The 22,800-nt window shown below is 73.3% G+C and carries 16 protein-coding genes; 6 read left to right on the top strand and 10 right to left on the bottom strand.

The annotated features are described in order from the left end of the window. Positions 1-19 precede the first annotated feature (19 nt). A complete protein-coding gene (locus tag ACBJ59_RS09785; RefSeq protein ID WP_375109830.1) occupies positions 20-1,318 on the bottom strand; it encodes an MFS transporter in 1,299 nt (432 codons plus the stop codon). A 255-nt stretch (positions 1,319-1,573) separates the two neighbouring features. On the opposite strand from ACBJ59_RS09785, the gene ACBJ59_RS09780 reads away from it, so the two are divergent. Further along, on the top strand, positions 1,574-2,281 hold the full coding sequence (locus ACBJ59_RS09780) for a sirohydrochlorin chelatase (RefSeq protein ID WP_375109829.1): 708 nt from the start codon (positions 1,574-1,576) through the stop codon (positions 2,279-2,281). Positions 2,282-2,324: 43 nt separating this feature from the next. Continuing rightward, complete coding sequence (locus ACBJ59_RS09775) at positions 2,325-2,873, top strand: GNAT family N-acetyltransferase (RefSeq protein ID WP_375109828.1); 549 nt, start codon at positions 2,325-2,327, stop codon at positions 2,871-2,873. Here ACBJ59_RS09775 and ACBJ59_RS09770 read toward each other — a convergent pair. Continuing rightward, positions 2,870-3,388, bottom strand: coding sequence for a hypothetical protein (locus ACBJ59_RS09770; protein ID WP_375109827.1), 519 nt, complete (start codon positions 3,386-3,388; stop codon positions 2,870-2,872). The genes ACBJ59_RS09775 and ACBJ59_RS09770 overlap by 4 nt on opposite strands. A gap of 91 nt (positions 3,389-3,479) precedes the next feature. Here ACBJ59_RS09770 and ACBJ59_RS09765 point away from each other — a divergent pair, with 91 nt between their 5' ends. Next, positions 3,480-3,926: a hypothetical protein gene (locus ACBJ59_RS09765; RefSeq protein WP_375109826.1), complete on the top strand. Its 447-nt coding sequence runs from the start codon at positions 3,480-3,482 to the stop codon at positions 3,924-3,926. Between the two features lie 90 nt (positions 3,927-4,016). Further along, positions 4,017-4,328: a hypothetical protein gene (locus ACBJ59_RS09760; RefSeq protein WP_375109825.1), complete on the top strand. Its 312-nt coding sequence runs from the start codon at positions 4,017-4,019 to the stop codon at positions 4,326-4,328. Here the strand turns inward: ACBJ59_RS09760 and ACBJ59_RS09755 are convergent. The 7 genes from ACBJ59_RS09755 to ACBJ59_RS09725 all read right to left on the bottom strand — a co-directional run bounded on the left by ACBJ59_RS09755 (position 4,220) and on the right by ACBJ59_RS09725 (position 17,685). After that, a complete protein-coding gene (locus ACBJ59_RS09755) occupies positions 4,220-10,312 on the bottom strand; it encodes a CHAT domain-containing protein (protein ID WP_375109824.1) in 6,093 nt (2,030 codons plus the stop codon). The genes ACBJ59_RS09760 and ACBJ59_RS09755 overlap by 109 nt on opposite strands. 98 nt (positions 10,313-10,410) lie before the next feature. Next, a complete protein-coding gene (locus ACBJ59_RS09750; protein WP_375109823.1) occupies positions 10,411-12,144 on the bottom strand; it encodes a hypothetical protein in 1,734 nt (577 codons plus the stop codon). 16 nt (positions 12,145-12,160) lie between these two features. After that, positions 12,161-13,666, bottom strand: a complete 1,506-nt coding sequence (locus ACBJ59_RS09745; protein WP_375109822.1) for a glucoamylase family protein — start codon at positions 13,664-13,666, stop codon at positions 12,161-12,163. Between the two features lie 12 nt (positions 13,667-13,678). After that, positions 13,679-14,500, bottom strand: coding sequence for a carbohydrate ABC transporter permease (locus ACBJ59_RS09740; protein WP_375109821.1), 822 nt, complete (start codon positions 14,498-14,500; stop codon positions 13,679-13,681). Next, positions 14,497-15,426, bottom strand: a complete 930-nt coding sequence (locus ACBJ59_RS09735) for a carbohydrate ABC transporter permease (RefSeq protein WP_375109820.1) — start codon at positions 15,424-15,426, stop codon at positions 14,497-14,499. Before ACBJ59_RS09735 ends, ACBJ59_RS09740 begins: the two co-directional genes overlap by 4 nt. A 4-nt stretch (positions 15,427-15,430) precedes the next feature. Further along, on the bottom strand, positions 15,431-16,696 hold the full coding sequence (locus ACBJ59_RS09730) for a sugar ABC transporter substrate-binding protein (protein ID WP_375109819.1): 1,266 nt from the start codon (positions 16,694-16,696) through the stop codon (positions 15,431-15,433). Continuing rightward, positions 16,693-17,685, bottom strand: coding sequence for a LacI family DNA-binding transcriptional regulator (locus tag ACBJ59_RS09725; protein WP_375109818.1), 993 nt, complete (start codon positions 17,683-17,685; stop codon positions 16,693-16,695). The genes ACBJ59_RS09730 and ACBJ59_RS09725 overlap by 4 nt, the downstream gene beginning before the upstream one ends. A 154-nt stretch (positions 17,686-17,839) precedes the next feature. Between ACBJ59_RS09725 and ACBJ59_RS09720 the strand changes: the two genes are divergently transcribed. Next, positions 17,840-18,244: a nitroreductase family deazaflavin-dependent oxidoreductase gene (locus ACBJ59_RS09720; RefSeq protein WP_375109817.1), complete on the top strand. Its 405-nt coding sequence runs from the start codon at positions 17,840-17,842 to the stop codon at positions 18,242-18,244. A gap of 144 nt (positions 18,245-18,388) precedes the next feature. On the opposite strand, the gene ACBJ59_RS09715 is transcribed toward ACBJ59_RS09720, so the two are convergent. Next, positions 18,389-21,688, bottom strand: a complete 3,300-nt coding sequence (locus tag ACBJ59_RS09715) for a S8 family serine peptidase (RefSeq protein ID WP_375109816.1) — start codon at positions 21,686-21,688, stop codon at positions 18,389-18,391. 91 nt (positions 21,689-21,779) lie between these two features. Here ACBJ59_RS09715 and ACBJ59_RS09710 point away from each other — a divergent pair, with 91 nt between their 5' ends. Further along, positions 21,780-22,787: a TrmB family transcriptional regulator gene (locus tag ACBJ59_RS09710; protein WP_375109815.1), complete on the top strand. Its 1,008-nt coding sequence runs from the start codon at positions 21,780-21,782 to the stop codon at positions 22,785-22,787. The last annotated feature ends 13 nt before the right edge of the window (positions 22,788-22,800 follow it).

Raw genomic sequence — 22,800 nt, 5'->3', positions numbered from 1 at the left:
CCTGCGCCTACACCTGCGCCTACACCGGCACCTTCGGCGGCGCCACCGGCCTGGCGGGCCGCCACCGGCCCCGGAAGGCCACCATCGAGACCAGGAACACGATCTGGCCGCCGAGCGCCACGCCCAGCCAGAGCTGCCAGCCCCCCGACTCCACCACCATCGGGGAGACGACCAGCAGGACCACGATCATGACCCGGACGACCATGCCCCAGATACCCAGCGCGGAGCCCTGCAGCCGGGATTCGACGTCCTCGGCGTCCTCGGAGAAGTTGGCCATCCACGGCACGTACGCGATGCCCATGAACAGGAAGAGCAGCGCGTACACGGCGGTGACGTGCCCGGTGGCCACGCCCGGCCCGATCAGCGCGATGAAGTACGCCAGCGCCGCCGCGGTGAGCACGGTGCCCGCGGCGGTGAACGGCTTGCGCAGCCGCAGCCGGTCCGACAGCCGCCCGACGACCACCACGGCCAGGGCGTTGAGCACGATGCCCAGCGCCACCACGCGGTTGGCCGCGGCCGGGTCCATGCCGAAGGCCGAGGCCAGGATGGTCTGCCCGAAGATCGCGAACGTCCAGTAGAGCACCTGCCAGCCGGTGTTGCCGAGGACGTGGGCCCACAGGTGCGGGTGCCTGAACAGCTCGCGTACGCGGCCGTGGCGGACGTCCTCCTCCACCACCAGCTCCTGCTCGGCCTCCATCACCTGCGCCCGCAGCGCCGCCGACGGCTCGGCGATCTTCCAGATGATGACCGCGCACATCACCAGCGACACGACGCCCATGATGATCGCCTGCGACTGCCACGCGTTGCCGAACAGCGGCAGCGTGAACCCCGCGATGAACGAGGCCAGGAACGACGCCCCGACCGGCCCCCACGTCCAGAAGGCGAACGCCTGCGCCCGCCCCAGCCGCGGCGAGAAGTCCCGCACCAGCGACGCGGTGATCGTGATGCCCGCGCCCTCGATGAACAGCATCAGGCAGCGCACCCAGAACAGCCCCGCCACGCTGTCCACGGTGGCCAGCAGGAAGTTGCAGGCGGCCGTGATCGTCAGGGTCGGCACGAGGATCGTGACCCGCCCCCACCGGTCGGACAGGATGCCGCCGAACCCCGCCGAGAGCCCGCCCACCAGCACCGACAACGCAGCGAGCTGCCCGTAGACGGTGAGGGACATGTCGAGGTCCGACATGAGGAGCGGCAGGATCGTGGCGAGCGTGGTCTCGAAGTTGGCCACCAGGCTGGCGAGCACGGCCACCGCCAGCAGCAGGATCCGCCGGCGGCCGACCGGGTAGACGCTCAGTTCGCGGACATAGAACGGCTTCATTCCCATCCTCCGGGGACGGTCCTGTGGCTGTCGCTCTAGAACGCGTTTCTAGTTGCTCCAGGGTTTCCGTTTTGTGTAGATAAGTCAACGTTCTCAGGGATCACGATGTAATCTCGGTCACACGCCGGGCGTTGTGACGCAATCGCCATCGATTCACAGAACAACCGCCCCCGAATAGGCATAAACTGCGCGCCTGTGAGCCTGCCTGTACGAGAACGTTCCCCCCGGCCGGGTGGCGGCCGACACCGCCGTCCCGTGCCCACGTCCTTGCCGCCGGACGCCCCCATGCTCGTGCTCGCCACCCCCGGCGGCACCGATGGCGTGGCCGAGGAGATCGCGGCCGTGGTACGCGTGGACAACCCGCAGATCGAGGTGCGGCTGACCAGCATCACCGACCTGGCGGACTCCCTGCCCGCCGGCCGGGACGCCGTCGTCGTCCCGCTGCTCACCTGGGAAGATCCCGCCATCATGGCGGAGATCGGCAAGGCCGTCGCCGCCAGCGGCTCGGGGGCCGTCGTGACCGAGGCGCTCGGGCCGCACCCGCTGCTGGCCGAGGCCCTGCACATCCGGCTGGCCGAGCGCGGCCTGGCCCGGGCCGACCGCGTACGCCTGCTGAACGTCTCCAGCCCCGTGGACGCCGTCATCCTCGCCACGGTGGGCGGCGAGCGGGCGGTGCACGCCGTGCAGGCCACCGCGGTGCTCCTGGCGTCCAGGCTCACGCTGCCGGTCGTGGCCGCCTCGCTGGACAGCGAGCCCGGCGTCGGCATGGCCGCCCAGCGGCTGCGGGGCGCGGGCGCGGAGCGCCTGGCCATCGCGCCCTGCATGATCGGCCACGAGGCCCCGCAGGGCATCGTGGGGCAGGCCGCGGCGTCGATCAACGCCGGCCACGCCGAGCCGCTCGGCGCCCACAGCGCTGTCGCCGAACTTGTCGCGCGCGCTTACGGGAGTCAACTCGCGACTTGACAAGGGCTTGTAGAGATCGCGGGACTCGCGTTACCTTCGGCGCATGCGCCGAGTGGTCTGCAAGGGTGAGCGGCTCGGCCTCCGTGAGGTGACGGAGGCCGACGTGCCCGCCCTGCACGCCGTCTACGGCGACCCCGCCACCACCCAGCACCTGCCGTTCGCCCCGCGCAGCCCGCAGGAGGTGGCCGTGCTCGTCGACCGCGCCCTGGAGGCCGCCGCCGCCGAGCCGCGCCACCTCTACGTGCTGGCCGTGGTCGACGCCGACCGCCATGACGTCATCGGGGTGGCCCGCCTGCAGATCGAGACCGACCATCCGCACAGCGCGGAGATCGGGTTCGGGCTGCGCCATGATCAGTGGGGCCGGGGCATCGGCACGGACCTCGTACGCCTGCTGCTGGCGTTCGGGTTCAAGCAGCTCGGGCTGCACCGCATCTGGGGCGCCCGCTCCCCCGCCAACCTGCCCGCCCAGCTCGCGATGCTGACCGCCGGGATGGTCGAGGAGGGCCGCATCCGGCACCACGTGCACACGCCGCACGGGTGGCGTGACTCGATCGTGCACTCGGCGCTCGAGGACGAGTGGACGCAGCGTTAGCCCGCCTGCCAGGCTTCGACGACTCTGGCCGCCACCTGCGCGGGGAGGCCCTCGGTGCCGTCCACGGCGAAGTCCGCCACCCGCGCCTCGTCCAGGATGGACGCCAATTCCCGCGCCCTTTTGAGGTGCCGGTCAAGCCCCTGGGGGTCGAGCGAGTGGCGGGCCCGCAGCCGCCGGTGCACTTCTCGAAGTTCGACGTGGACGCGGCAGACCGCGAGAGGGACGCCGAGCACCTCCTCGTGAGCCCGCCGCTCCGCCCGGCTCTCGACGACCCCGGCCGGCACCAGCCGCTCGGCGCCCGCCGCCGTGAAGTCGGCGGCCACGGCGCGCAGGTCGCGCATGGTGAGGCCGCCGTTGAACGGGTCGTCCGGGGGCGCGGGCCAGGCCCGGCGGAGCCAGTCGAGGTCGATGACCGCGTGGGGCACGGCCGCGGCGGCCAGCAGGTCTCCCGCCGCTTCGGCCACGGAGGTCTTGCCGGCGCCGACGGTGCCGGTGATCAGGAGAGCCGCCGCCATGCCGGTGACCTTACCGGTCGGCACGCGTGGCGGGCGCGGGGATTGTCGGTGCGGCATCCTACGATGAGGCACCTCACGGAGGGATAGTCACATGCTCGACTCGCTGATCGTGCCCTTGTTCGTCACCACGGACCTGCCGCCTTCGGCGGAGCTGGCCGAGTTCGGGGAGTTGCTCGCCGAGACGGCCCGCGTGCTGGGTCGCGAGGGCGCAGGCTACGAGGCGTTCCTGGCGGGCAAGGTGTTCTGGCTCGACCAGCCCGACCCGCGCCCGGCGGGCGAGGGCGAGCTGCGCTTCGCCGGGATGCTGGGCTACCTCGCCGCCTCCGGGACCGGCCACACCTCGCGCGAGGTGGTCGGCGACGTGCGGCAGGCGATCGGGAAGGCCGTCGCCGAGCACTACGGCGACGTGGGCGTGGCCCCGGCCGTGTTCGCCATCCGCGACCAGGACGTGCGCGAGCGCACCCCCGAGTCCGCCCTCTACGTCGACACGCGCGACGCCGCGGCCGAACTGGTGAGCGCGACCAAGTCCTACCTCTGACCGGGCATGCCGCTCCTTCCTCTAGCCAGTTCGGCCCCGCGCGTGCGATCGTGAACGGCGATCTCTCCCGGCGAAGTTGGAGGCCCTCGTATGGCGGTGCTCGGCGCGATCTGCTTCGGGCTGGTGATCGGCTGGATCTCCTACGGGACGATGCGCCGCAGGCAGACCAGCGCGGGGCTGGCCGACCTGGCGGCGGTGCTGGCCACGGTCGGAGGGGGCCTGGTGGCGGCGACGCTGGAGCTGCCCGAGGTGTTCGGGGGCTACGCGGTGGGGCTGGCCCTGGGTTTCTTCGGCTATCTGGTGCTGGTCACGCTGCTGCCCGGCTCGAAGTGGACGGGCGAGCCGTCCGGCAGGCCCACGAGCACGTACGACGCCCAGAGTTCGGGCTCGGCGGAGCCGTAGAGCTCGCGCAGCCCGAGCACGGCGGCGCGCAGGGCCTGGCCGCCTCCGTCGCCGGCGCGGAGCCTGGCGTGGAGGTCGCGCATGAGGGCGCGGGTGATCTCGGGAGAGACGGGCCAGAGGGCGAGCACGGCTGATCTGGCGCCCGCGCGCAGCAGGGCGTGCCCCAGGGCGGCCACCCCGCTCCCGTCCCGCGGGCCGTTCTCCGGCGTGCCGGGCTCGTGCGCGGTTACCAGCACGAGGCCGGCGTCCACGCTCATGCCCATGAGCCGGCGGGCGGTGAGCAGGCCGTCGGAGAGGCGGATCCCCGAGCCGAGCGGGTCGGCGTCGTCGAACACGCCGGGGCAGGCCAGATGGACCACGTCCCACGAGCCGGGCAGCAGGGCCGACGTGGCGTCCTCCCCCGTGCGCGGCGGGGTGCCGAGCAGGGTGGCGACGTCCCCGGCCTCGGCCGCCACGACGGGTCGCGCGGCGGCGTCCGGGGTGTGGCCGAGCACCAGGGAGCCGCGTCCCCGGGCCGCGGGCCTGCGCGTCAGGCGGGCCAGGACGGCGGCGGAGGGGGCGTAGGCCACGGGGCAGCGTTCGAGCAGCGGGCGTCCGCCCGGGGAGAGGGCGTGGAGCGGGACGCGGTGGAGCTCGGCGTGCGGGAACAGGTGGAGCAGGCTGACGTCGTCGCCGAGGGCTTGGAGGGCCGGCGAGAGCAGGCGGTCGGCCAGGCGGCCCCAGAGGTCGGCGCGGCGGCGGCGGGCCTCGATGTCCAGCAGGTCCGGCCGGCGGCCGTCGGCGGTGCCGAGGAAGTCGGTCAGGAGGGCGCGGTCCACGGTGGTGAGGAAGGCGCGCGGCTCGGGCCAGCCGGTACGGTGCGCGAGCACGACCACGCTCCCCCCGCCACCGCCGGCAGCCCCGTCCCCCGCCTCGCCACCGCCAGGAGCCCCGTCCCCCGCCTCGCCACCGCCGGGAGTGCCGCCTCCGCCGAGTTCCCCCTCACCGGCGCAGACGTGGAACCCCAGCAGCGCGACCGCCCCTCCGCCGGTCTCGGGGACGCTGACGAGGGCGTCGAGCTGTGCCCTGGTGGGCGGGGTGGCCAGGCGCGTGGCGACGTGGTCGGGGGCCAGGGGTTCCATGCGCCGCCACAGCTCCTCCAGCTCGGCCCGGGCGGTGCGGGCGCGCTGGAGGAGCCGGGCGGCCCGCTCCGGGTCGCGGGTGTTGCGGGCGGCCGACCTGAGGGTCCGTACGGCGTCGAGGCCGCGCTGCTCGGCCTCCAGGAGGTCGGCGGGCACGCCGGGCGGCGCGGGATCGGGCCGGTGGCCGAGCTGGGCCGTCAAGGCGTCGAGCTTGGCGTGTTCGGCGTGCGTCCAGGCGGTCATCCCCAGGCCCAGGCGTACGGCGAGCCTGACCGCCCGGTCGCGGGCGGACTCCTGGCCCAGGGCGCAGGCGCGCTCGGCGTCGGCGAGCGCGCCGGGCAGGTCGCCCAGTTCCTCCGCGACGATCGACCGGTGGTGGCAGGCGGTGGCGAGCTCCAGGTCGTGCCCGAGGCCGGCGAGCAGGTCGATGGCCGCCGTCAGCCGCCGCCGGGCGCGGGCGTAGGAGGCGGTGGCGAGGTCGAGGGCGCCGAGGCGGCTCAGCGCCACGGCCTCCCCCGCCCGGAAGCCGAGCTCCCGCGCCAGGGCGAGCGCCTCCTCCAGCCGGGCCTGGGCGGGCGTCGCCAGGGCCGATCGCTCCAGGCCGGCGAGCGCGATCAGGGCCGGCACCGTGCCGCGGCCCCGGCCGTGCGAGCGTTCCAGGTCGAGGGCCCGCTCCACGAACCGCCTGGCCTCGGCGGGCTCGCCGCGCAGCTCGTGGACCAGCCCCAGGTCGGCGTAGGCGGCGGCGAGGTCCTCGCGGCGGCCCAGCTCCTCGCCGATCGCGATGGCCTCCCGGTAGCGGGATCCGGCCGCGTCCAGCTCCCCCAGCATGAGGTGGAGGGCGGCGCGACCGGCCAGCAAAGGGGCTCGCAGCGCCCGCCAGACGGGGGCCTCGACCAGGGCGAGCCCCTCCTCGTACGCCTGGGCGGCCTCTCGCCAGCGGGCCACGTCGGTGAGGGCGGCGGCGAGCAGGCCGAGGGACTGGACGAGCTGGGCGGGGAGCGCGGAGTCCGAGTCGCGGGCCAGCTCGACGGCCCTGGTCAGATGCCTGACCGCCGTCTCCGCCCGGCCGAGTCCGACGGCGGCGGCGCCCAGGTTGCGCAGGTGCTCGATCACGCGCCTGTCGCGTAACTCGTGCCCGCGGGCGGCGTACTCGTAGGCTGCGGCCAGGTCGCCCAGGCGGCGGCAGTACGTCGAGAGCCTGGCCAGCAGGTAGGACCGGTCGTCCGGCTCCCCGGGCACCGGCCGGTCGAGGGCCTGTTCGGCGAGGGCGCGGGCCGTCTCCAGGTCGCCCGCCGCCTGCGCCTCCTCCATGCGCAGCCGGCGCTCCAGCCGCTCCACCTCGTCCCTCCGCCGTCCGCCGGCCCGCAGGGACGCCAGGGCCTGAGTGAGGGTGGCGCGGCCTCGGGTGGGGTCGCCGAGCGTGAGCTGGATGGCGGCCACCCGAGCCAGGACCGTACCGTCCGGGTCCCCGGCCATGGCCGCCACCACCTCGAACGGCGCTCCGGCCGTCCCGAGGTCCGGCGCCTTCTCCAGACCCGCGAGGCCCTCCTCCAGCGCGGCCCGGGCCCGGCGGAACTCCCCGCGTGCCTCCAAGGTGAAGCCGAGCTTGATCGAGGCGAGGGCGGCCAGCCGGTCCTGGCCCGCGTCGCGGAAGCCCGCGAGGGCCGCCTCCAGCGCCTCCGCCCGCGCCCCCAAATCCCTGGTACGGCCCGCGAGCGCCGCCAGCCGGTCGCGTACGACGGCTTCCTTGAGCGCGTCCCCGGCGGCCAGGCCGAGCGCCGAGTACAGCCGTTCCTCCGCCTCCTGGAGCTCCCCCAGCTCCACGTCCACCGCGGCGCGCCCGAGCGTGGCGATCAGCAGCGCCTCCAGGTCGCCCTGCCCGGCGGCCAGCTCCAGGGCCCGGTCCAGGTCGGTCAGGGCGTCGTCGACGCGGCCCAGGGCGGTCAGGCAGGCGGCGCGCATGGTCAGCGCCATCGCCTCCTTCGCCCGCGCCCGCAGCCCGGCGAACGTCTCCCCCGCCGCCCCCAGCTCCTCCAGCGCCCACTCCGGATCCCCCTCCGCGTACGCGAGGGCGCCCAGGTTGTACCCCACGGACGCGGCGCCGTCGCGGTGGCCGAGGGCCTCGTACTCGCGCCTGGCCAGCTCGAAGGCGATCCGGGCCCCGCCGGTGTCGCCGTGGCCGCGGCGGCGCTGCGCGATGCGGTACCACTCGTCGGCCGGCTCGCGCCGGCGCCCGCGGCGCCGCACGATCTCCACCAGCCTGGTCTCGCAGGCGGCGGCCTGGCCCGGGTGGCCGCGCCGGGCGAGGAGGACGGCGTGCGCGTCGAGCGCACGGCAGGCGTCCTCCCAGGCGCCGGCGGCCTCCAGCTCGATGGCGCAGGCGGCGATGCGTTCCCCGGCCGCGGTGAGGTCGTCCTGGTCGACGGCCGCCGTGGCGGCGTGGACGAGCGCCAGGGCGGCGGCCCGGGTCTGCCCGAGCTCCAGGTGCAGGTCCCGGGCCCGGGCCGCGCAGGTGACGGCGGCGGCGGGGTCGCCGGCCGCGAGGTACGCCTCGGCCGCGTGTGCCTGGTGGGCGGCCTCGTCCGCGGCCAGCCCGGCCGCCTCGCACAGGGCGATGGCGCGCAGGTGGTGCTCGACGGCTCGGGCGGGGTCGCCGGTTCGCAGGTGTACCAGGCCCATGGCGGCGAGCTGGGCCGCCTCCGAGCGTGGGTCGCCCAGGTCGTGGTGGACGGCCGCCGAGCGCGCGTACGCGGCCAGCGCCTGCTCCGGCCGCCCCTGGTCCTCGTGGTCGCCGCCCAGGCGGGCCAGCGCGTACGCCGCCCGCGACCGCGACCCGGCCGCCTCGAACGCCCGTACCGCCCGTTCCAGCACGTCGCCCGCGATCCGCCCGCGGCCCGCCTCGGCCAGCCGCCCGGCCGCCCCGAGCAGGAACTCACCCCGCTCGCCCGGCGCCTCGGCCCCTTGCTGCTCCGCCACACGCAGCAGCTTGAGCGCCACGTCCTCGTCCGGTGTCTGCAGCGCCAGCTCGGTCGCGACCAGCGCGAGCTGCTCATCCACCCCCGACCCGCCACCCGGGCCGGGGGTGCGACCCGGGTCCAGGACGGTGTCGAGGGTCGCGCTCAGCTCCGCGAGGAGGCCGGGGTCGCCGTCCCCGGCCAGGGTCAGCGCCTCGGTCAGGTCGCGGGGGTCGCCCTGCGCCGCATGACGGGCCAGCAGGGCCCGGCACAGCGCCCGCTGGGCGGGCACCTGGTCGTGGGAGGCCTTCAGCGCCAGCTCCGCTCCCTGGCGCGCGGCGAGCACCGCCTCGCGCAGGTCCTCGGCCCGCCGCTCGCCCGCCACCCGCACGGCACGCCAGCACAGGACCTCGGAGACGAGCCCGTACGCCGCCACCTGGAAGTCCGGCCGCTCACCGGCGGAAAGAGCCTCCCGCAGCACGGCGACGGCTTCGTCGGCGACGGCGACGCCCGCGTGACCGGCCGCGGCGGCGGTGAGAGGCGGAGGAGCGCCGGGGGCCTCACTCGCCACCACGGGGGTGGTGGGGAGGGCTTGGGCGAGGGCCCGGGCGAGAAGCAGGAGGGTGGCGGGTCTGGCCGGGTCGTGGTCGGCGAGGACGGTCAGGGCGGCGCGGGCGAGCGCGACGGGCTCCGCCGGGTCGTCGCCCGTCACGACGGCGCGTCGCAGCAGCGCGTTCGCCAGGTCGGCCAGGAGCCCGGCCCGGTCGGGATGACCGGAGGGGGCGAGCCGGACGGCGTCGCGCATGACGTCCACGGCCGCGTCGAGGTCGGCCGGGTCGCCGGTGACGCCGTAGCGGCGCCGGCGGCGCTCGCCCAGCAGCCGGAGCCGTACGACGGGATCGGTCCCGAGCCCCGGGGCCGTCTCGTCGGGTGTGACGTGCAGGGCCTCCAGCATCTCCACGCCGGCTTCGAGCGAGCGCTCGTTCCCCGTGACGACGTACCACTCGATCAGCCCCGCCGCGTACGGCGCCAGCACCCCCGGATGCGCCCACTGCTCGTGCCAGAAGTCCAGCGCGCACTGCCCCACCCTGATGAACGCCAGCAGGTCGGCGTCCGCACAGGAGGCGGCCGCCCGCGCCCCGGTGAGGTCGACCAGCGCCTGCAGCGCCCGCGACCGGTCCCGGCCGGCCGGCGTCTCGACCGCCGCCAGGTACGCCCTGACCAGCTCCTCGTCGTCGGGCGCCGCCAGCCCCAGCGCCGCGGCCAGCTCCCCGGCGGGGGCCGCCTCACCGTCCCCGCCCAGCGCCGCCCGCAGCAGCACGTGCACCGCGTCGTCGATGACGTCCCGATCCCCGGTCAGCCCGTACAGGCGCACCAGACCCGAGCCCAGCAGCCCCAGCGCGCCGGGCGCCCAGGAGGGGTCGGGCGAGCGCATCGACTCCTGCAGCAGGAACTGCCCGAGCCGGTCCGCCGCCTCCGGCGTCGGGTGCGCCATGGCGCGGCGGACCAGCGCCTGGATCAGCAGCCCCACATGCCGGTACGCGGCCGGGTCCACGTGCCGGAACACCTCTTCGATCAGCCCGGCCCAGGTCTCGGCCGACTCGCCCGGCGGCACCCTGGAGCCGCGCAGCTTCTCCGGCAGCCGGCCCGGGTCCGCCACGGCCACGGCGGCGAAGAAGGCGCCCGCCACCGCGGCGTCCCGCGTGGTCCGCTGGTCGAGCCGGTAGCGGGCCAGGTGCAGCATCCCGATCAGCCGCCAGGTGGTGGCGTCGGACCGGTCCCCGGCGCAGGCCCGCATCGCCTGCTCGGCCTCCGAGAGGGCCGCGGGGTCCCAGATCAGCTCGGGATCCGCGGCCCGCTCGAACCGCTCGATGCGGGCCGCCAGCGCCACGGCCGGATCCGTCATGGGCACACACTCTCACCGGGCGTGCCCCTCCGTACAGGACCACCGGCCCGAGTCCGCCCGCAGTGCCAGCTCGGGGCCAGCTCGGGATCAGATCGGGGTCAGCTGGGGGTCAGCTCGACGAACGAGACGCCCGGCATGGGAAGATCGAACGCCAGGGTGAGCGACGGGCCCGTGACGCTGGCGGGCGGGGTGAGCTCGTCGAGGCCGTCGGCCGCCCGGAGCTCGTCCCACTGCCCGCCGACCGGCCAGTCGCCGCCGCCCATCGCCTCCCAGGCCGCCTCCACGTTGGTGTGGTCGCGGTCGATGCGGTGGTGGGTGAGCGTGTACGTGCCGGCCAGCCCCTCGACGGTGAGCTCCACCGTACGGGTCAGCTCGGGGGCGCCCTCCGCCTGGGCGCCGTTGAGGGTGCCGTTCCAGACGAGCACGCCGACCCGGCCGTCGTCGTGCCGCGCCGCCCACGCCTCGACGCCGGCCACGTCCCCGGCGAGCTCGGCCGCCAGCTCGGCGTCGCCCAGCCGGTTGGCCAGGCTGAGGGCGTGGAAGCGGGGCTTGCGCAGGTTGCCGACGGTCAGCAGCCCGAACCCGCCGTGGAACAGCCGGGGCGGCCGGCCCAGCTCCTCGAAGTGGTCCGAGGCCACCCAGTGCGACAGCGCCGCGATCCGGCCGGCCGCCGACTTCATGCCGTGCAGCACGAACGCCGCCCCGAACGGGCCGTCGCCGATGCCGTGGAAGTGGGTCGGCGTGGGCCCCCACTCGGTCCACCAGATCGGTACGTCCCGCCCGTACCTGGCCAGGGTGGGCCGCCAGTCGAGCGGCGCGTTCCCGTACGTGTGGGTGGAGACGAAGTCGAGCGCCGCGCCCGACTCCGCGACGTGGGCGAGCAGCTCCTCCACCCAGCCGTTGGCGGCCGAGGAGGGCCCGCCGACGCGCAGGTCCGGGTGCACGTTCTTCACGGCGGCGGCGGTGACGTCGTAGAGCAGGAAGTACTCCTCCCGCGTGCCGGACCAGAACACCGCCAGGTTCGGCTCGTTCCAGACCTCGAAGGCCCAGTGCTCGATCAGCTCGTGCACGCCGTACCGGTCCGCCAGGTGCTCGACCAGCGCCCTGACCAGGTCGCTCCACGCCTCGAAGTCCTTGGGCGGCGAGATGACGGCCTCGTACTGGAAGACGGTCTCGGACGGGTCCGAGGCCAGGTCGCGGGGCATGTAGCCGAGCTCCACGATGGGCCGCAGGCCGAGCGAGACGACGCGATCGTAGACCGCGTCCACGCCGGAGAAGTCGTAGGCGCCGTCCTTGTACACGCCGAGGTCGTCGCCGAGGATGGCGTGCGCCCTGACCGTGCGGACGCCGAGCTCCTCGTGCACCGTCCGCAGCGCCCGCGCGAGCTCCTCGCCGATCGGGCGGCCGCCGGTCTCGTCGGTGCTGAGCAGGTGTGACAGGTGTTCGGACCCCACCATGTACGCCCACGGCCGCGGCAGGTCCCGGGTCACCCGCCGCGCGTCCACCCGTAGCGACACCGTGGCCGCCGCGGCGGGCAGGGGGGCCGCCTCGACGGCCGGGGAGAAGGGGCCTGTCGCGTCCATGGCGGCGACGGCGGCCACGGTGTACGCCGCCGCCCCGTGCCCGGTGTCCACGAACCGGCAGGCGGGCACGGCGGGCACGTCCACGTCCGGGAGCACGGCCGGCACCCCGTCCCGGTGCACCAGGTAACCGATGGCGCCGGGCACGGGATCCCAGGTCAGCGTCACATGGCCGGCCCCCGGGACCGCGCGGAGACCGGACGGGGCCTCCAGCGCGGGCCTGGTCGAGGGGGTGACCGTCGAAGGGTCCATCAAGAGCTTCCCCGTTTCATCGCACGTCCCATTCCTCTAGCTGCATCACCGGCCGCAGCGTGGCCTCCACGCCGGAGCCGGCGAAGTACCGGTGCAGGTTGCCGCCCGTGAGCAGGTTGCCCAGGGCCGCCATGGCCATGCCCTGGTCGAGTGCCAGGTACCACTTGGACACGACCCCGGAGCGCACCGCGATCGCGTCGTAGAAGCCGCCGGGGCCGTAGGCGTCGAAGTCGCGGCGCAGCCGGGCCAGATTGTCCAGCGCCGCGGCCTTCGCGTACGGCAGCGCCAGGAAGCTCGCGTGCGGCGTCACGATGCCGTCCCCGAACGTCTCGGGCGCCGGCTGGGCGGGGCGGCAGCCCTCGTAGCCGGGGTCGGTGCGGGTCTCCTCGCGGTCGGAGGTGTAGCCGGGCTCGTCCATGCCGAGCTGGTCCACGCCGTAGACGCGGTAGCCGCCGTGCGGGTCGTTGGACGGCGAGAAGCCCCAGTAGCCGTACCTGGCCTCCTTCAGGCCGTGCTCGATCTGGGCCCGGACGAACACCGGGTGGTTGCGGCCCCAGCTCCGGGGCGCCCACTTGGCCTCGGGCACCACCAGGTCGGGCATGAGGGCCTCGAACATGGAGCCGCCCCAGTTGGGGACGTACCGCATGCCGCGGTACTCGTACGTGCCCTCCCAGACGTTGACGCCCAGGTACCGCTTCCAGGACCCGACCGGCTTCTGCTCCTGCCAGCCGAAGTCGCAGGCGTTGTCCGGGAAGGTGCGGTAGGGGCCGAAGTAGCTCTCGCGCGGGAGCTGGCCGAGCGCGATGCCCACGTACTGGCCGATGCGGGTCTCGGCGGGGGCGCCGTAGTGGTGGCAGGTCGAGTAGACGGTCGTGCCGGTGCCGGCGTAGTCGCTCTCGACGAAACAGCCGTCCGGCGGCCGCTCCGGCCAGAAGCCGCCGCGCAGCAGGCCGGTGCCGGCGTCGGGGCGGGCGGCGGGGTCGTAGTACGACGTGAAGTCCATCGAGGTCACGAGGCGATCGGCGGCCCGGGCGTGGGCGGGCACGGCGTTGCGGACCATCATGAGCGCGGTGGCCAGCCAGCCGTTGTCCACGCTGGAGGCGAACAGCCGTACCGGGTCGCCGGAGTCGGGGAAGGTGTGGACGAGCTGGAGGGTGGCGGGGTCGTACCAGTTGTAGTACTGGCCGGTGGGGGTGTCGCGCTCCATCCGCTCCAGGGCCCCGAGCACCCTGCCGACCCGGTCGGTGGCGTCCCGGCCGCTGATCAGGCGCAGGTCGCGGGCGACGAGCGTGCTCCACAGGTACGTGCCGATGTTGGTGGGCGAGGTGACCTTGGCCCGCGTCCTGAGGTCGCCGGTCACCTTGTCGGCGGGCAGGCCGGTGGCCGGCTCCACCATGGCGGCCATCGATCTCCAGGTGTCCTTGGCGTAGCGGTGGAGCGTGCTGTCGGCGTTCGCGGGCAGGGCCGGCGCCGCGGCGACGGACACGGCTAAGGACGTCACGAGCAGGACCGTCTTGCGCATGGAGGTGCTCCTCTACTTGAGGCCGGTGGTGGCGATGCCCTGGATGAAGAAGCGCTGCAGGAAGACGAACAGGAACAGGATCGGCGCGATCACCACGACCGATCCGGCGACCAGCAGGTTGTAGTGGGTGCCCTCGAAGCCGTTGAGGATGTTCAGCGCGACCGGGAGGGTGTACATGTCCTCGCTCTGGGCGACCACGGCCGGCCAGAGGAAGTTGTTCCACGCGCCGAGGAACGTGATCAGCCCCAGCGTGGCCAGCGGCGGCCCGCACAGCGGCAGGACGACCGTGAAGAAGATCCGGAACTCCCTGGCGCCGTCGACCCTGGCCGCGTCGATCAGCTCGTCGGGGAGGTCGGAGATGAACTGCCGCATCATGAACACGCCCAGCGGCGTCACCACGGTCGGCAGGATGATCCCGATGAAGGTGTTGACCATGCCGAGCTTCGCGATCAGCACGAACTGCGGCACCACGAGCACGATCGCCGGGATCGCGAGCTGCACCAGCACCAGGCCGAAGGCCAGGTTCTTGCCGCGGAAGGAGAGCTTGGCGAAGGCGTATCCGACCATCGAGCAGAACAGCAGGTTGGTGGCGACCAGGACGAGCGCGATGATCAGGCTGTTGGCGAACGCGGTGCCGAGGCTGACCCGCTCGAACAGCTCGGTGAAGTTGGCCGGCGTCCACGTCTCCGGCCAGAACGTCGGCGGGTCGCGCCTGATCTCCCGCTCCGGCTTGAGCGAGCTGAGCGCCGTCCACAGGAACGGCCCGGCGACCAGGGCCAGCCCCAGGGAGAGCCCGAGGTAGATCACCGCGCGCTGGCGGCGGGTCCTTCTCACCTGTTCCTCCCCAGCCTGAGCTGCAGTACGGCGAGCGCCACGATCACGGTGAACAGCACGGTCGAGGCGGCCCCGGCGTAGCCGTAGTTGCCGACCCCGAAGTGGTTGAAGATGGCCAGGGAGGCCGACAGCGTGGCGTCGAGCGGCCCGCCCCTGGTCATGACCAGCGGCTCCTCCAGGAACTGCATGAAGCCCACCGAGCTGTAGACCGTGCAGAACAGCAGGACCGGGCGGAGCGAGGGCACGGTGACCGAGTGGAACTTGGCCCAGCGGCCGGCGCCGTCCACCTCCGCCGCCTCGTACAGCTCCCTCGGGATGCTCTGCAGCGCCGCCAGCAGCACGACCATGTCGAAGCCGAAGCTGCGCCAGGCCGTCATCACGATGATCGCCGGCAGCGCGGTGCTCTCGCTCTCCAGCCAGTTGTGCCCCTGGATGCCGACCAGCTCCAGCAGCCGGTTGACCAGCCCGGCCTCCGGCTCCAGCAGGAACTTCCAGGCCACGGCGATGCCGATGATGCTGGTGATGTTGGGCAGGTAGTAGCCGAGCCGGAAGAAGGCGGCGGGCAGGCGGGCGATGCCGGAGTTGAGCAGCACGGCGGCGGCCAGCCCGAGCCCGATGGTCAGCGGCAGCGCCGTGACCACGAACACGACGGTGTTGACCGCCGCCCTGCGCATGGCGCCGTCGTTGATGAGCCGCAGGTAGTTGTCGATCCCGACCACGTTGACGGCCAGCGGGTCGGCCACGTCGGTGCTGCGCATGTCGGTGAAGCTCATCCCGATGCCGACGAGCAGCGGCCCCAGGTAGAACACCGCGAACAGCACCACGAACGGCAGGATGAAGACCCAGCCGATGCCCGACCGGCGTAACGCGCTCCTGACCTTCACCGGGGGCGGGGCGGCCGGTGCCTGCCTCGTGAGGACCGTCATGGCACTACAGGCCGGTCCCGATCGTGTCGGCCTGCGACTGGATCGCCTTGGCCGTCTGCTCGGGCGTGGACCGGCCGCGGGCCAGCTTCTCCAGCTCGGCCTCCAGGACCCGGGCCACCTGCTCCCAGGTGGGGAACGGCGGCGGCGTCTTGGCGTCCTTGAGCTGCTCGCCGAAGACCGCGAGCTGCTTGTCCGCGGTCAGCTCGGGCTGCTGCCAGGCCGACTGCACGGCCGGCAGGGCCTTGACCGTGGTGTACCACTTGGCCTGCACCTGCGGCTCGCTCAGCCACTGGATGAACTTCCAGGCCGCGTCGCGGTTCTTCGCCTTCTTGAACACCGCCATGTCGGCCCCGCCGACGAAGCTCGTCGCCGACACCGGCCCCTTCGGGTAGGGGGCGACGTCGAACTTGTCCGCGAAACCGGGGCCGCCGTCGTTGTTGAGCACGCCGATCATCCACGGGCCGGAGAAGAAGCCGCCGACCCGGCCCTTGATGAACGTCTGCGGGAAGGCGTTGGCGGGGGTGTCGGTGGGGGCCAGCTTCTGCCGGAACAGCGACTCGTACTGCTTGAGCGCGGTCACCGCCTCGGGGGTGTCGAAGGTGTACTTCCCGTCCTTGACGATCTCGCCGCCGGCCTGCCAGATCAGCGGCAGCACCTCCTGCCAGGAGGCGCCGAGGGTGTAGCTCTGGTTGAAGCCGTCCGCGGCGCCGCCCTTCTCCTTGAGCGCCTTGGCGAACGCGGTGAACTCCTGCCAGGTCCCCGGCGGCTCGACCCCCGCCTTCCTGGCCAGGTCGGTGCGGTAGTAGAGGACGCGGGTCTCGACGTACCAGGGGACGCCGTACGCGGTGCCGTTGACGTCCACGGTCTGCCAGGCGCCGGGGAAGAACGCCGCCTTGTCGACCAGGTTGCCCGGCGTCGGCTCCAGCGCGCCGGTCTTGGCCAGCTCTCCCGACCAGGTGGAGCCGATCATGCTCACGTCGGGGGTGGCGCCGCCCGCGATGGCCGCGGTGATCTTGTCGTGCGCCACGTCCCAGCCGATGGCCGTCACGTTGACCTTCACTCCGGGGTTGGCGCTCTCGAAGTCCTTGACGAACGCGCCGAGCGCCTTGCCCTCCTCCCCCATCGCCCAGACCGTGACCTCCCCCGTGATCTTGCCGGTCGTGACGTCCTGCGCCTGCTCGGGCGCCCGCTCCGCGCTGCGGCCGCAGCCCGCGGCCAGGATCGCGAGAGCCAGCACGCCCACGGCGGCGCGCCGGGTGGTGGTGTTCATGTTCGTGCCTCCTGGGGGTGGTGACCGCAGCTGGAGCGGATGACCAGCTCGGTGGGCAGGATGAGGTTGCTCGGGGTGTCGCGGACCCCCGTGATCAGCTCGTCGAGGGCGCGGGCGGCGCGGGCGCCGAGCTCGCGCATCGGCTGACGTACGGTGGTCAGCGCCGGCCGCGCGTGCCGGGCGGCCATGATGTCGTCCCAGCCGGTGACGGCCACGTCGCCGGGCACGTCGAGGCCCAGCTCCTCGGCGGCGAGCAGCGCCCCCAGCGCCACCTCGTCGTCGGAGCAGACGATGGCCCGCGGCCTGCCCCTGCTCTTGAGCAGCCTGACGGCGGCCTCGAAGCCGCACTCCACGGTGTAGTGGCGGGTGTCCACGGCGTCGATGGCGCCGCCGAGCGCGGCCCGGACGCCCTGCCAGCGCTCGTCCACGTCGTCCCGGCTGGTCAGCGGCGCTCCGAGGAAGGCGAATCGCTCGTAGCCGTGGCCGGTCAGGTGGCGGGCGAGCGCGTGCGCGGAGCCGGCGTTCTCACTGCGCAGGGTGTCGGCGCCGGGCAACGGGTCGCGGGAGATGAACACCAGCCGCACGCCCAGCCGCACCAGCTCGGCGACCAGCGGATCGGGCACGGTGTGACCGAAGATCAGCATGCCGTCGACCCGCCCGGCCAGGTCCTTGACCAGGTCGTTGACCCGGGTGCGGCCCTTCGTGGACAGGATGACCACCGACCGGCCCAGCTCCGAGGCGACCTCCTCGTAGCCGAGCAGGACCTCCGTGTAGTAGGGACCCGCGAGGTCGGGGAAGACGATGCCGTTGGCGGCGTGGCGGCCCTCGGCGAGGCTGACTCCCAGGCGGCTGGGCGTGAAGTTGAGCTCCTCGACGGCCTGGAGCACCTTCTCCCGCGTCCTGGCGGCCACGGGGCCGGTGCCGCGCAGGGCTCTGGACACGGTCGCGATCGACACGCCCGCCCGCTTGGCCACTTCGTAGATGGTCACGTCCATGAGCCTGTGTCTTCCCTTCGTGTAAGCGCTTTCATCCTTGCCTGCTGTAAGCGCTTACACAAATGCAGTGTGCCAGCCGTGTTAACTTCTCGTACAGACCCCGTCGAGTAACGGTGAGGTCACGCCACCGCTGGGTAGTCAGACGGGCATGCTCTATGGCAAGGAACATGTCCGGCGTTACCAGGAGACCGACGGCGCCGAAGGACACGACTGGAACAACACCGTCGTCCTGCTCCTGACCACGAAGGGCCGCAAGTCCGGCCGGCCCTTCACGACGCCCCTCATCTACCAGCGCTTCGGCGACGACTACCTCGTGGTGGCGTCCAAGGGCGGCGATCCGGACCACCCGCAGTGGTACAAGAACCTCCAGGCCGCGCCCGACGTCGAAGTGCAGGTGAAGGGCGACAAGTTCAAGGCCCGTGCCCGCACCGCCGGCCCGGAGGAGAAGCCGGAGATGTGGCGGGTGATGGCGGCGACCTGGCCCGACTACGACGAATACCAGCAGAAGACCGACCGGGAGATCCCGGTCGTCGTGCTCGAACGCGTCCGCTGACGTCCTCCGGGATCCGCGGACGGAAGGCCCCGCCGTGGCGGGGCCTTCCTGGTTGCAGGCTTGTGTCGCGGGCCTGGTCGCGTCAGGCCTGATTGCGTCAGGCCTGATTGCGTCAGGCCTGATTCGCGTCAGGCCTGATTCGCGTCAGGCGATCTCGTACGCCCTGATGACGGTCTGGGCGAAGGCGTTGCCGCCGGTGTCGACGGCCTTGATCCGCAGCGAGGCGAACTTCCCGCGCGCCCCGGCCGGGTGCCAGGTGTCGGCGGACCAGCCGCCCTTGGCCGACGGGTGCACCAGCGTGGGCAGCCAGGTGCGGCCGTCGTCGTAGGAGATGTCCATGCTGAGCGTGCGCAGCTTCAGGTCGGGCGAGCCGTCCTGGCGCTGGACGCGGAGCGGGATGCGCGCGTGGCCCGCGGCCGCCCGGTTGCGGTCGTCGAGCTCCGGACTGGCCTTGACGGTCAGCAGCGGCAGCGCCGGCCGGGTGCCCGGCTCGGGGGTCTTCGACCGGAACCGCCACTCAGCGCTGACCCGCGTGGAGAACTTGGTCAGGGTCGGCGCGCGGTCGGCGGTCATCGTGAGCCGGTAGTCGCTCTCGTTCTGCTCGGCGGGCACGTCGACCCAGCCGGGCAGGAACTCGGCGGAGTGGATCTCCTTGCCGTCGCGGTAGAGCTTGGCCTGCGGTGCGAAGTAGTCGCCGACGGAGTGCCGGTCGAGCGTCGGGTCCTCGAACATGCCCACCGCGAACTGGAGCATGTTCTCCTCCCGCCAGCTGTAGTCGCTGTCGGGGTTGAGCCCGGCCCCGAAGACGCCGTTGTTCCAGCGGTCGGTGGTCTTCTGGCCGGCGCGGTAGGTGGTGGTCTGGCCGAAGAAGAACTGGTCGAGGTCGTTGAGCCCCTCCGGCGGGTCCCTGTACTGGACGAAGGACGGGTACCAGCCGGTGTCACCCGGCGAGTAGTACTCGGTCCGGTGGAACGGGAGCGGGAAGCGGGACACGTGGCTGTACGGCATCCAGGCCAGCTCCTTCCCGTACAGCACGGGCAGCGCCATGTGCTCGCCGAGCTTGCCGTCCTGCTGGGCGGCGTACGTGGAGGTGACCTCGGCCAGGTCGCGGCGGCTCGGCCGGTAACCGGGGTCGGCGGGGATGCCCGGCTCGGCCTTCATCAGGTGGTAGAAGTACGGGCTGGCGTCAAAGCGGCCCTCGCCGTTCGGCTTGGCCCACTGGGTCCAGCGGTAGTAGGCGAAGTTCTTGCTGGCCGTCCGGGTCGTCGGGATGGCCTTGATGCCTTCGACGCGGTCGGCGCCCCACATGGAGTTCAGGTCGACGTCCACGCCGAGGGGCTGCTTCCCCTCGATCAGCTGCAGCATGCCCAGCATGCCGATGGCCAGCCGCGCGGTCGGCTCCTCCGTACGCACGTCCACCGGCTTGGCGCGGCGGGCGTCGGCGGTGACGGTGCGGTCGGCGTCGAGGGTGAACTCCGGCTCGGCCGCCATCACCAGCGTGCCGTCGTGGTCCTCCATCAGGATGACGACCGTGTACCGGTGGCCCTTCTCCAGCCGCAGGTCCAGGGTGCCGCCGGCGACGTCGTAGTTGGTCTGTTCCTTGGTGTCGAGGTCGATCAGGCCGGCGAAGGCGAGCTTGGTGGGCTGCCCGTCCGAGCCGGTGAAGGCGAGCTTGAGGCCGTGCCTCTCCGGCTGGACGCGCATGCCGATGCCGGTGCGTACGGTGACGTCGCCGCCCTTGGCCACGACCGTGCCGCTGTACATGCCGGTCGCCCCCGGCCGGGCGGTCACCGTGACCTGCGCGGTGCCGTGGGCGGGCACCTCGACCGAGGTGGCGCCGAGGGTGAACGGCGTCGCCGGCTCGCCGTGGGCGTCCTTGGCCGTCACCTCCAGCTCCAGCCGGACGGCGGCGTCGCCGTCGTTGCGGTAGGTGAGCGTGCGCTCCTTGGGCTCGTTGTCGGGCAGCTCGACCTCTCCCATGGAGAGCGAGGCGGGCTCGGCGGTGACCTGCTGGGTGACGGCCCGGGCGACGTCCACCCGGCCGGAGCCCTGGACGTAGGCGCCCAGCTCGGCGCCGGGAGCGGTGGAGGCCATGAGAGCCGCCTTGATGCGGTCGGCCTTCCAGTCGGGGTGCAGGCCGGCGACGATCGCCGCCGCCCCCGCCACGTGCGGGGTGGCCATGGACGTGCCGCTCATCGCCGTGTAGGAGTCGTCGACCGGGATCCCGGCCCAGGTGCCGGCGGCCCTGGCGGCGACGATGCCGACGCCCGGGGCGACCAGGTCGGGCTTGACGGCGGCGTCGCCGGCGCGCGGGCCGGTGCTGCTGAAGTTCGCGACCGAGTCCGCGTCGCGGTTGGAGGCGCCGACCGTCAGCGCGCGGTCGGCCGCACCCGGGGAGCCCAGGTTCTGGGGCCCGTCGTTGCCCGCGGCGATCACGAACAGCGTGCCGTACTGCTCGGTGAGGCTGTCGACGGCCTGCTCCAGCGGGTCGGTTCCGGGCGCGTCGGGGCCGCCGAGGCTGAGGTTGGCGACGCGGGCGCCGTTCTCCGCCGCCCACGTCATGCCCTCGATGATGGCGGAGTCGGTGCAGAACCCGCCCTGGTCGCAGATCTTGCCGACCATCAGCTTGGCGCCGGGGGCCACGCCCTTGTTCTTGCCGCCCGAGGCGGCACCGGAGCCGGCGATCGTGGCGGCGACGTGGGTGCCGTGGCCGTGGAGGTCGGCCGTGTCCGGCTCGGCGGTGAAGTTCTGGGCCTTGACGACCAAGCCCTGGAGGTCCGGGTGCCCGGGGTCGTAGCCGGTGTCGAGGACCGCGACGGGGACGTCCTTGCCGGTGTGGCCGGCCGCCCACGCTGTGGGCGCGCCGATGTGCGGGACGCTCACGTCGAGCGACACCTTGGCCTTGCCGTCCAGCCAGATCTTGGCCGGCGCGGCCGCCGTCCTCGCCTGCGCGGTCAGCGTCTTCCACAGCGCGCCGGTACGGGGCTCGCTCCTGGCCACGCCGTTGATCGCGGGCAGCGGGCGCCCGCCGGCGGCGCGGAGCGTGCCGGCATCGGCCTGCTCCGGGTACGTCACGATGAGCGGGAGCTGCGGGCTGGCGGCGTCGTCGTAGCCGAGCTCGGCCAGCCGGGTGACGTTGAACAGCCGGGGGTCCAGCGTGCCCGCCGCCAGGAGGGGCATCGCGTCCGCGGGCACGATGCTGAGCCCGTCGGTGGACCGGCGGTGCACGAAGTCGATCTTCTCCCGGCCGGGGCCGGGAGCGATGTCGAGCTGGGTCTGCTTGTCGGCAAGCGCGCGGAGGGTGACCTTGTCCCCGGTGATGAGGGTGATCGTCTTCGCGGGCTCTACCTGGGCGGGGGGCGGAGTGGGTGCCGCCTGAGCCGGTACGGCTGCCGTTGTGACGGCCAGTAGCACGGCGCCCAGAAGGGCGATTCTCTGTTGCACACCCCGCTTTCTAACTGTCGGTGAATTTTGGGGACAAGGTGGTTGATGTGGCCTATTGCGGCAACTGCCGGAAATGGCCAAGATCGGGGCCATGCTAGAAGACGCCCGCGCACTGGAGATCGTCGGCATCAGCGCGTTCGACGAGCGCATCTACCGGGGCGTGCTGGCCTGCCCCGGCATCACGGTGCAGGAGCTGGTCATGAGGAGCGGCGAGAACGCGGGGCGCGTCCAGTCGTCGCTGAGCAGGCTCCGCGCCAAGGGCCTGGTCAGCCGCCTGTGGGGGCGCTCTCCCCGCTGGACGGCGACGAACCCGGGCACCGCGATCCGCGCGCTGGTCCGGGGCATGCAGAGCGAGCTGGACCTGCTCACCGACACGGCCGACGAGCTGGAGACGGCCTTCCGCAACGTCGGCACGGACCCCGAGGGGAGCGGGCAGTTCGAGGTGCTGGCCGGGCCCGAGGAGCAGGCCCGCTGGTACGTCCGGCTGCAGCAGGAGGCCAAGGAGGAGGTGCTGACCTTCGACCGGCCCCCGTACGTGCTGGACTACCACAACCCGCTGCAGACCGACCTGCTCCGCAACGGCGTGCGCTACCGCACCATCTACGTGCCGGAGGCCTTCGACCACACCGGGGCGCTCGACGAGGTGGGCAGCCTGATCAGGGCGGGCGAGGAGGCGCGGATCCTGCCCTCGCTGCCGTTCAAGATGGCGCTCGTGGACCGGCGGCGGGCGGTCATGCCGCTGTACATGGACCCGCCGCTGACGCGCGGCGTGCTCATCAGGGGGTCCACCATGGTCGTGGCGCTGGTGGAGCTGTTCGAGCGCCTGTGGCGGGAGGCGCTGCCGGTGCGCCCCGAGCTGTGGTCGCACGACAGCTCGCCCGAGCCCGCCCAGGAGGAGGAGCCGGCGACGGACCTCGTCCTGGAGGACCGCAGGCTGCTGGCGCTGCTGGCGGCCGGGCTCAAGGACGACGCCATCGCCCGCCAGCTCGGCACCAGCCCGCGCAGCCTCCGCCGCCGCCTGCGCCATCTCCTGGACGAGCTCAACGCGGAGACCCGCTTCCAGGCCGGCGCCCAGGCCAGCCGCCGGGGCCTCGTCTGAGGCGCCCCCGTGC

Source organism: Nonomuraea sp. MTCD27 (assembly GCF_041950495.1).
Taxonomy (GTDB): Bacteria; Actinomycetota; Actinomycetes; order Streptosporangiales; family Streptosporangiaceae; genus Nonomuraea.
The sequence above is the reverse complement of the archived record's forward strand: the minus strand, read 5'-3'. Positions and strand labels throughout refer to the sequence as shown.

What these genes read in the sequence shown, in the direction of transcription:
- ACBJ59_RS09785 (WP_375109830.1), bottom strand. Translation starts at nt 1,318, where the DNA reads ATGAAGCCGTTCTATGTCCGCGAACTGAGCGTCTACCCGGTCGGCCGC.
- ACBJ59_RS09775 (WP_375109828.1), top strand. Translation starts at nt 2,325, where the DNA reads ATGCGCCGAGTGGTCTGCAAGGGTGAGCGGCTCGGCCTCCGTGAGGTG.
- ACBJ59_RS09770 (WP_375109827.1), bottom strand. Translation starts at nt 3,388, where the DNA reads ATGGCGGCGGCTCTCCTGATCACCGGCACCGTCGGCGCCGGCAAGACC.
- ACBJ59_RS09765 (WP_375109826.1), top strand. Translation starts at nt 3,480, where the DNA reads ATGCTCGACTCGCTGATCGTGCCCTTGTTCGTCACCACGGACCTGCCG.
- ACBJ59_RS09760 (WP_375109825.1), top strand. Translation starts at nt 4,017, where the DNA reads ATGGCGGTGCTCGGCGCGATCTGCTTCGGGCTGGTGATCGGCTGGATC.
- ACBJ59_RS09755 (WP_375109824.1), bottom strand. Translation starts at nt 10,312, where the DNA reads ATGACGGATCCGGCCGTGGCGCTGGCGGCCCGCATCGAGCGGTTCGAG.
- ACBJ59_RS09750 (WP_375109823.1), bottom strand. Translation starts at nt 12,144, where the DNA reads ATGGACCCTTCGACGGTCACCCCCTCGACCAGGCCCGCGCTGGAGGCC.
- ACBJ59_RS09745 (WP_375109822.1), bottom strand. Translation starts at nt 13,666, where the DNA reads ATGCGCAAGACGGTCCTGCTCGTGACGTCCTTAGCCGTGTCCGTCGCC.
- ACBJ59_RS09735 (WP_375109820.1), bottom strand. Translation starts at nt 15,426, where the DNA reads ATGACGGTCCTCACGAGGCAGGCACCGGCCGCCCCGCCCCCGGTGAAG.
- ACBJ59_RS09730 (WP_375109819.1), bottom strand. Translation starts at nt 16,696, where the DNA reads ATGAACACCACCACCCGGCGCGCCGCCGTGGGCGTGCTGGCTCTCGCG.
- ACBJ59_RS09720 (WP_375109817.1), top strand. Translation starts at nt 17,840, where the DNA reads ATGCTCTATGGCAAGGAACATGTCCGGCGTTACCAGGAGACCGACGGC.
- ACBJ59_RS09710 (WP_375109815.1), top strand. Translation starts at nt 21,780, where the DNA reads ATGCTAGAAGACGCCCGCGCACTGGAGATCGTCGGCATCAGCGCGTTC.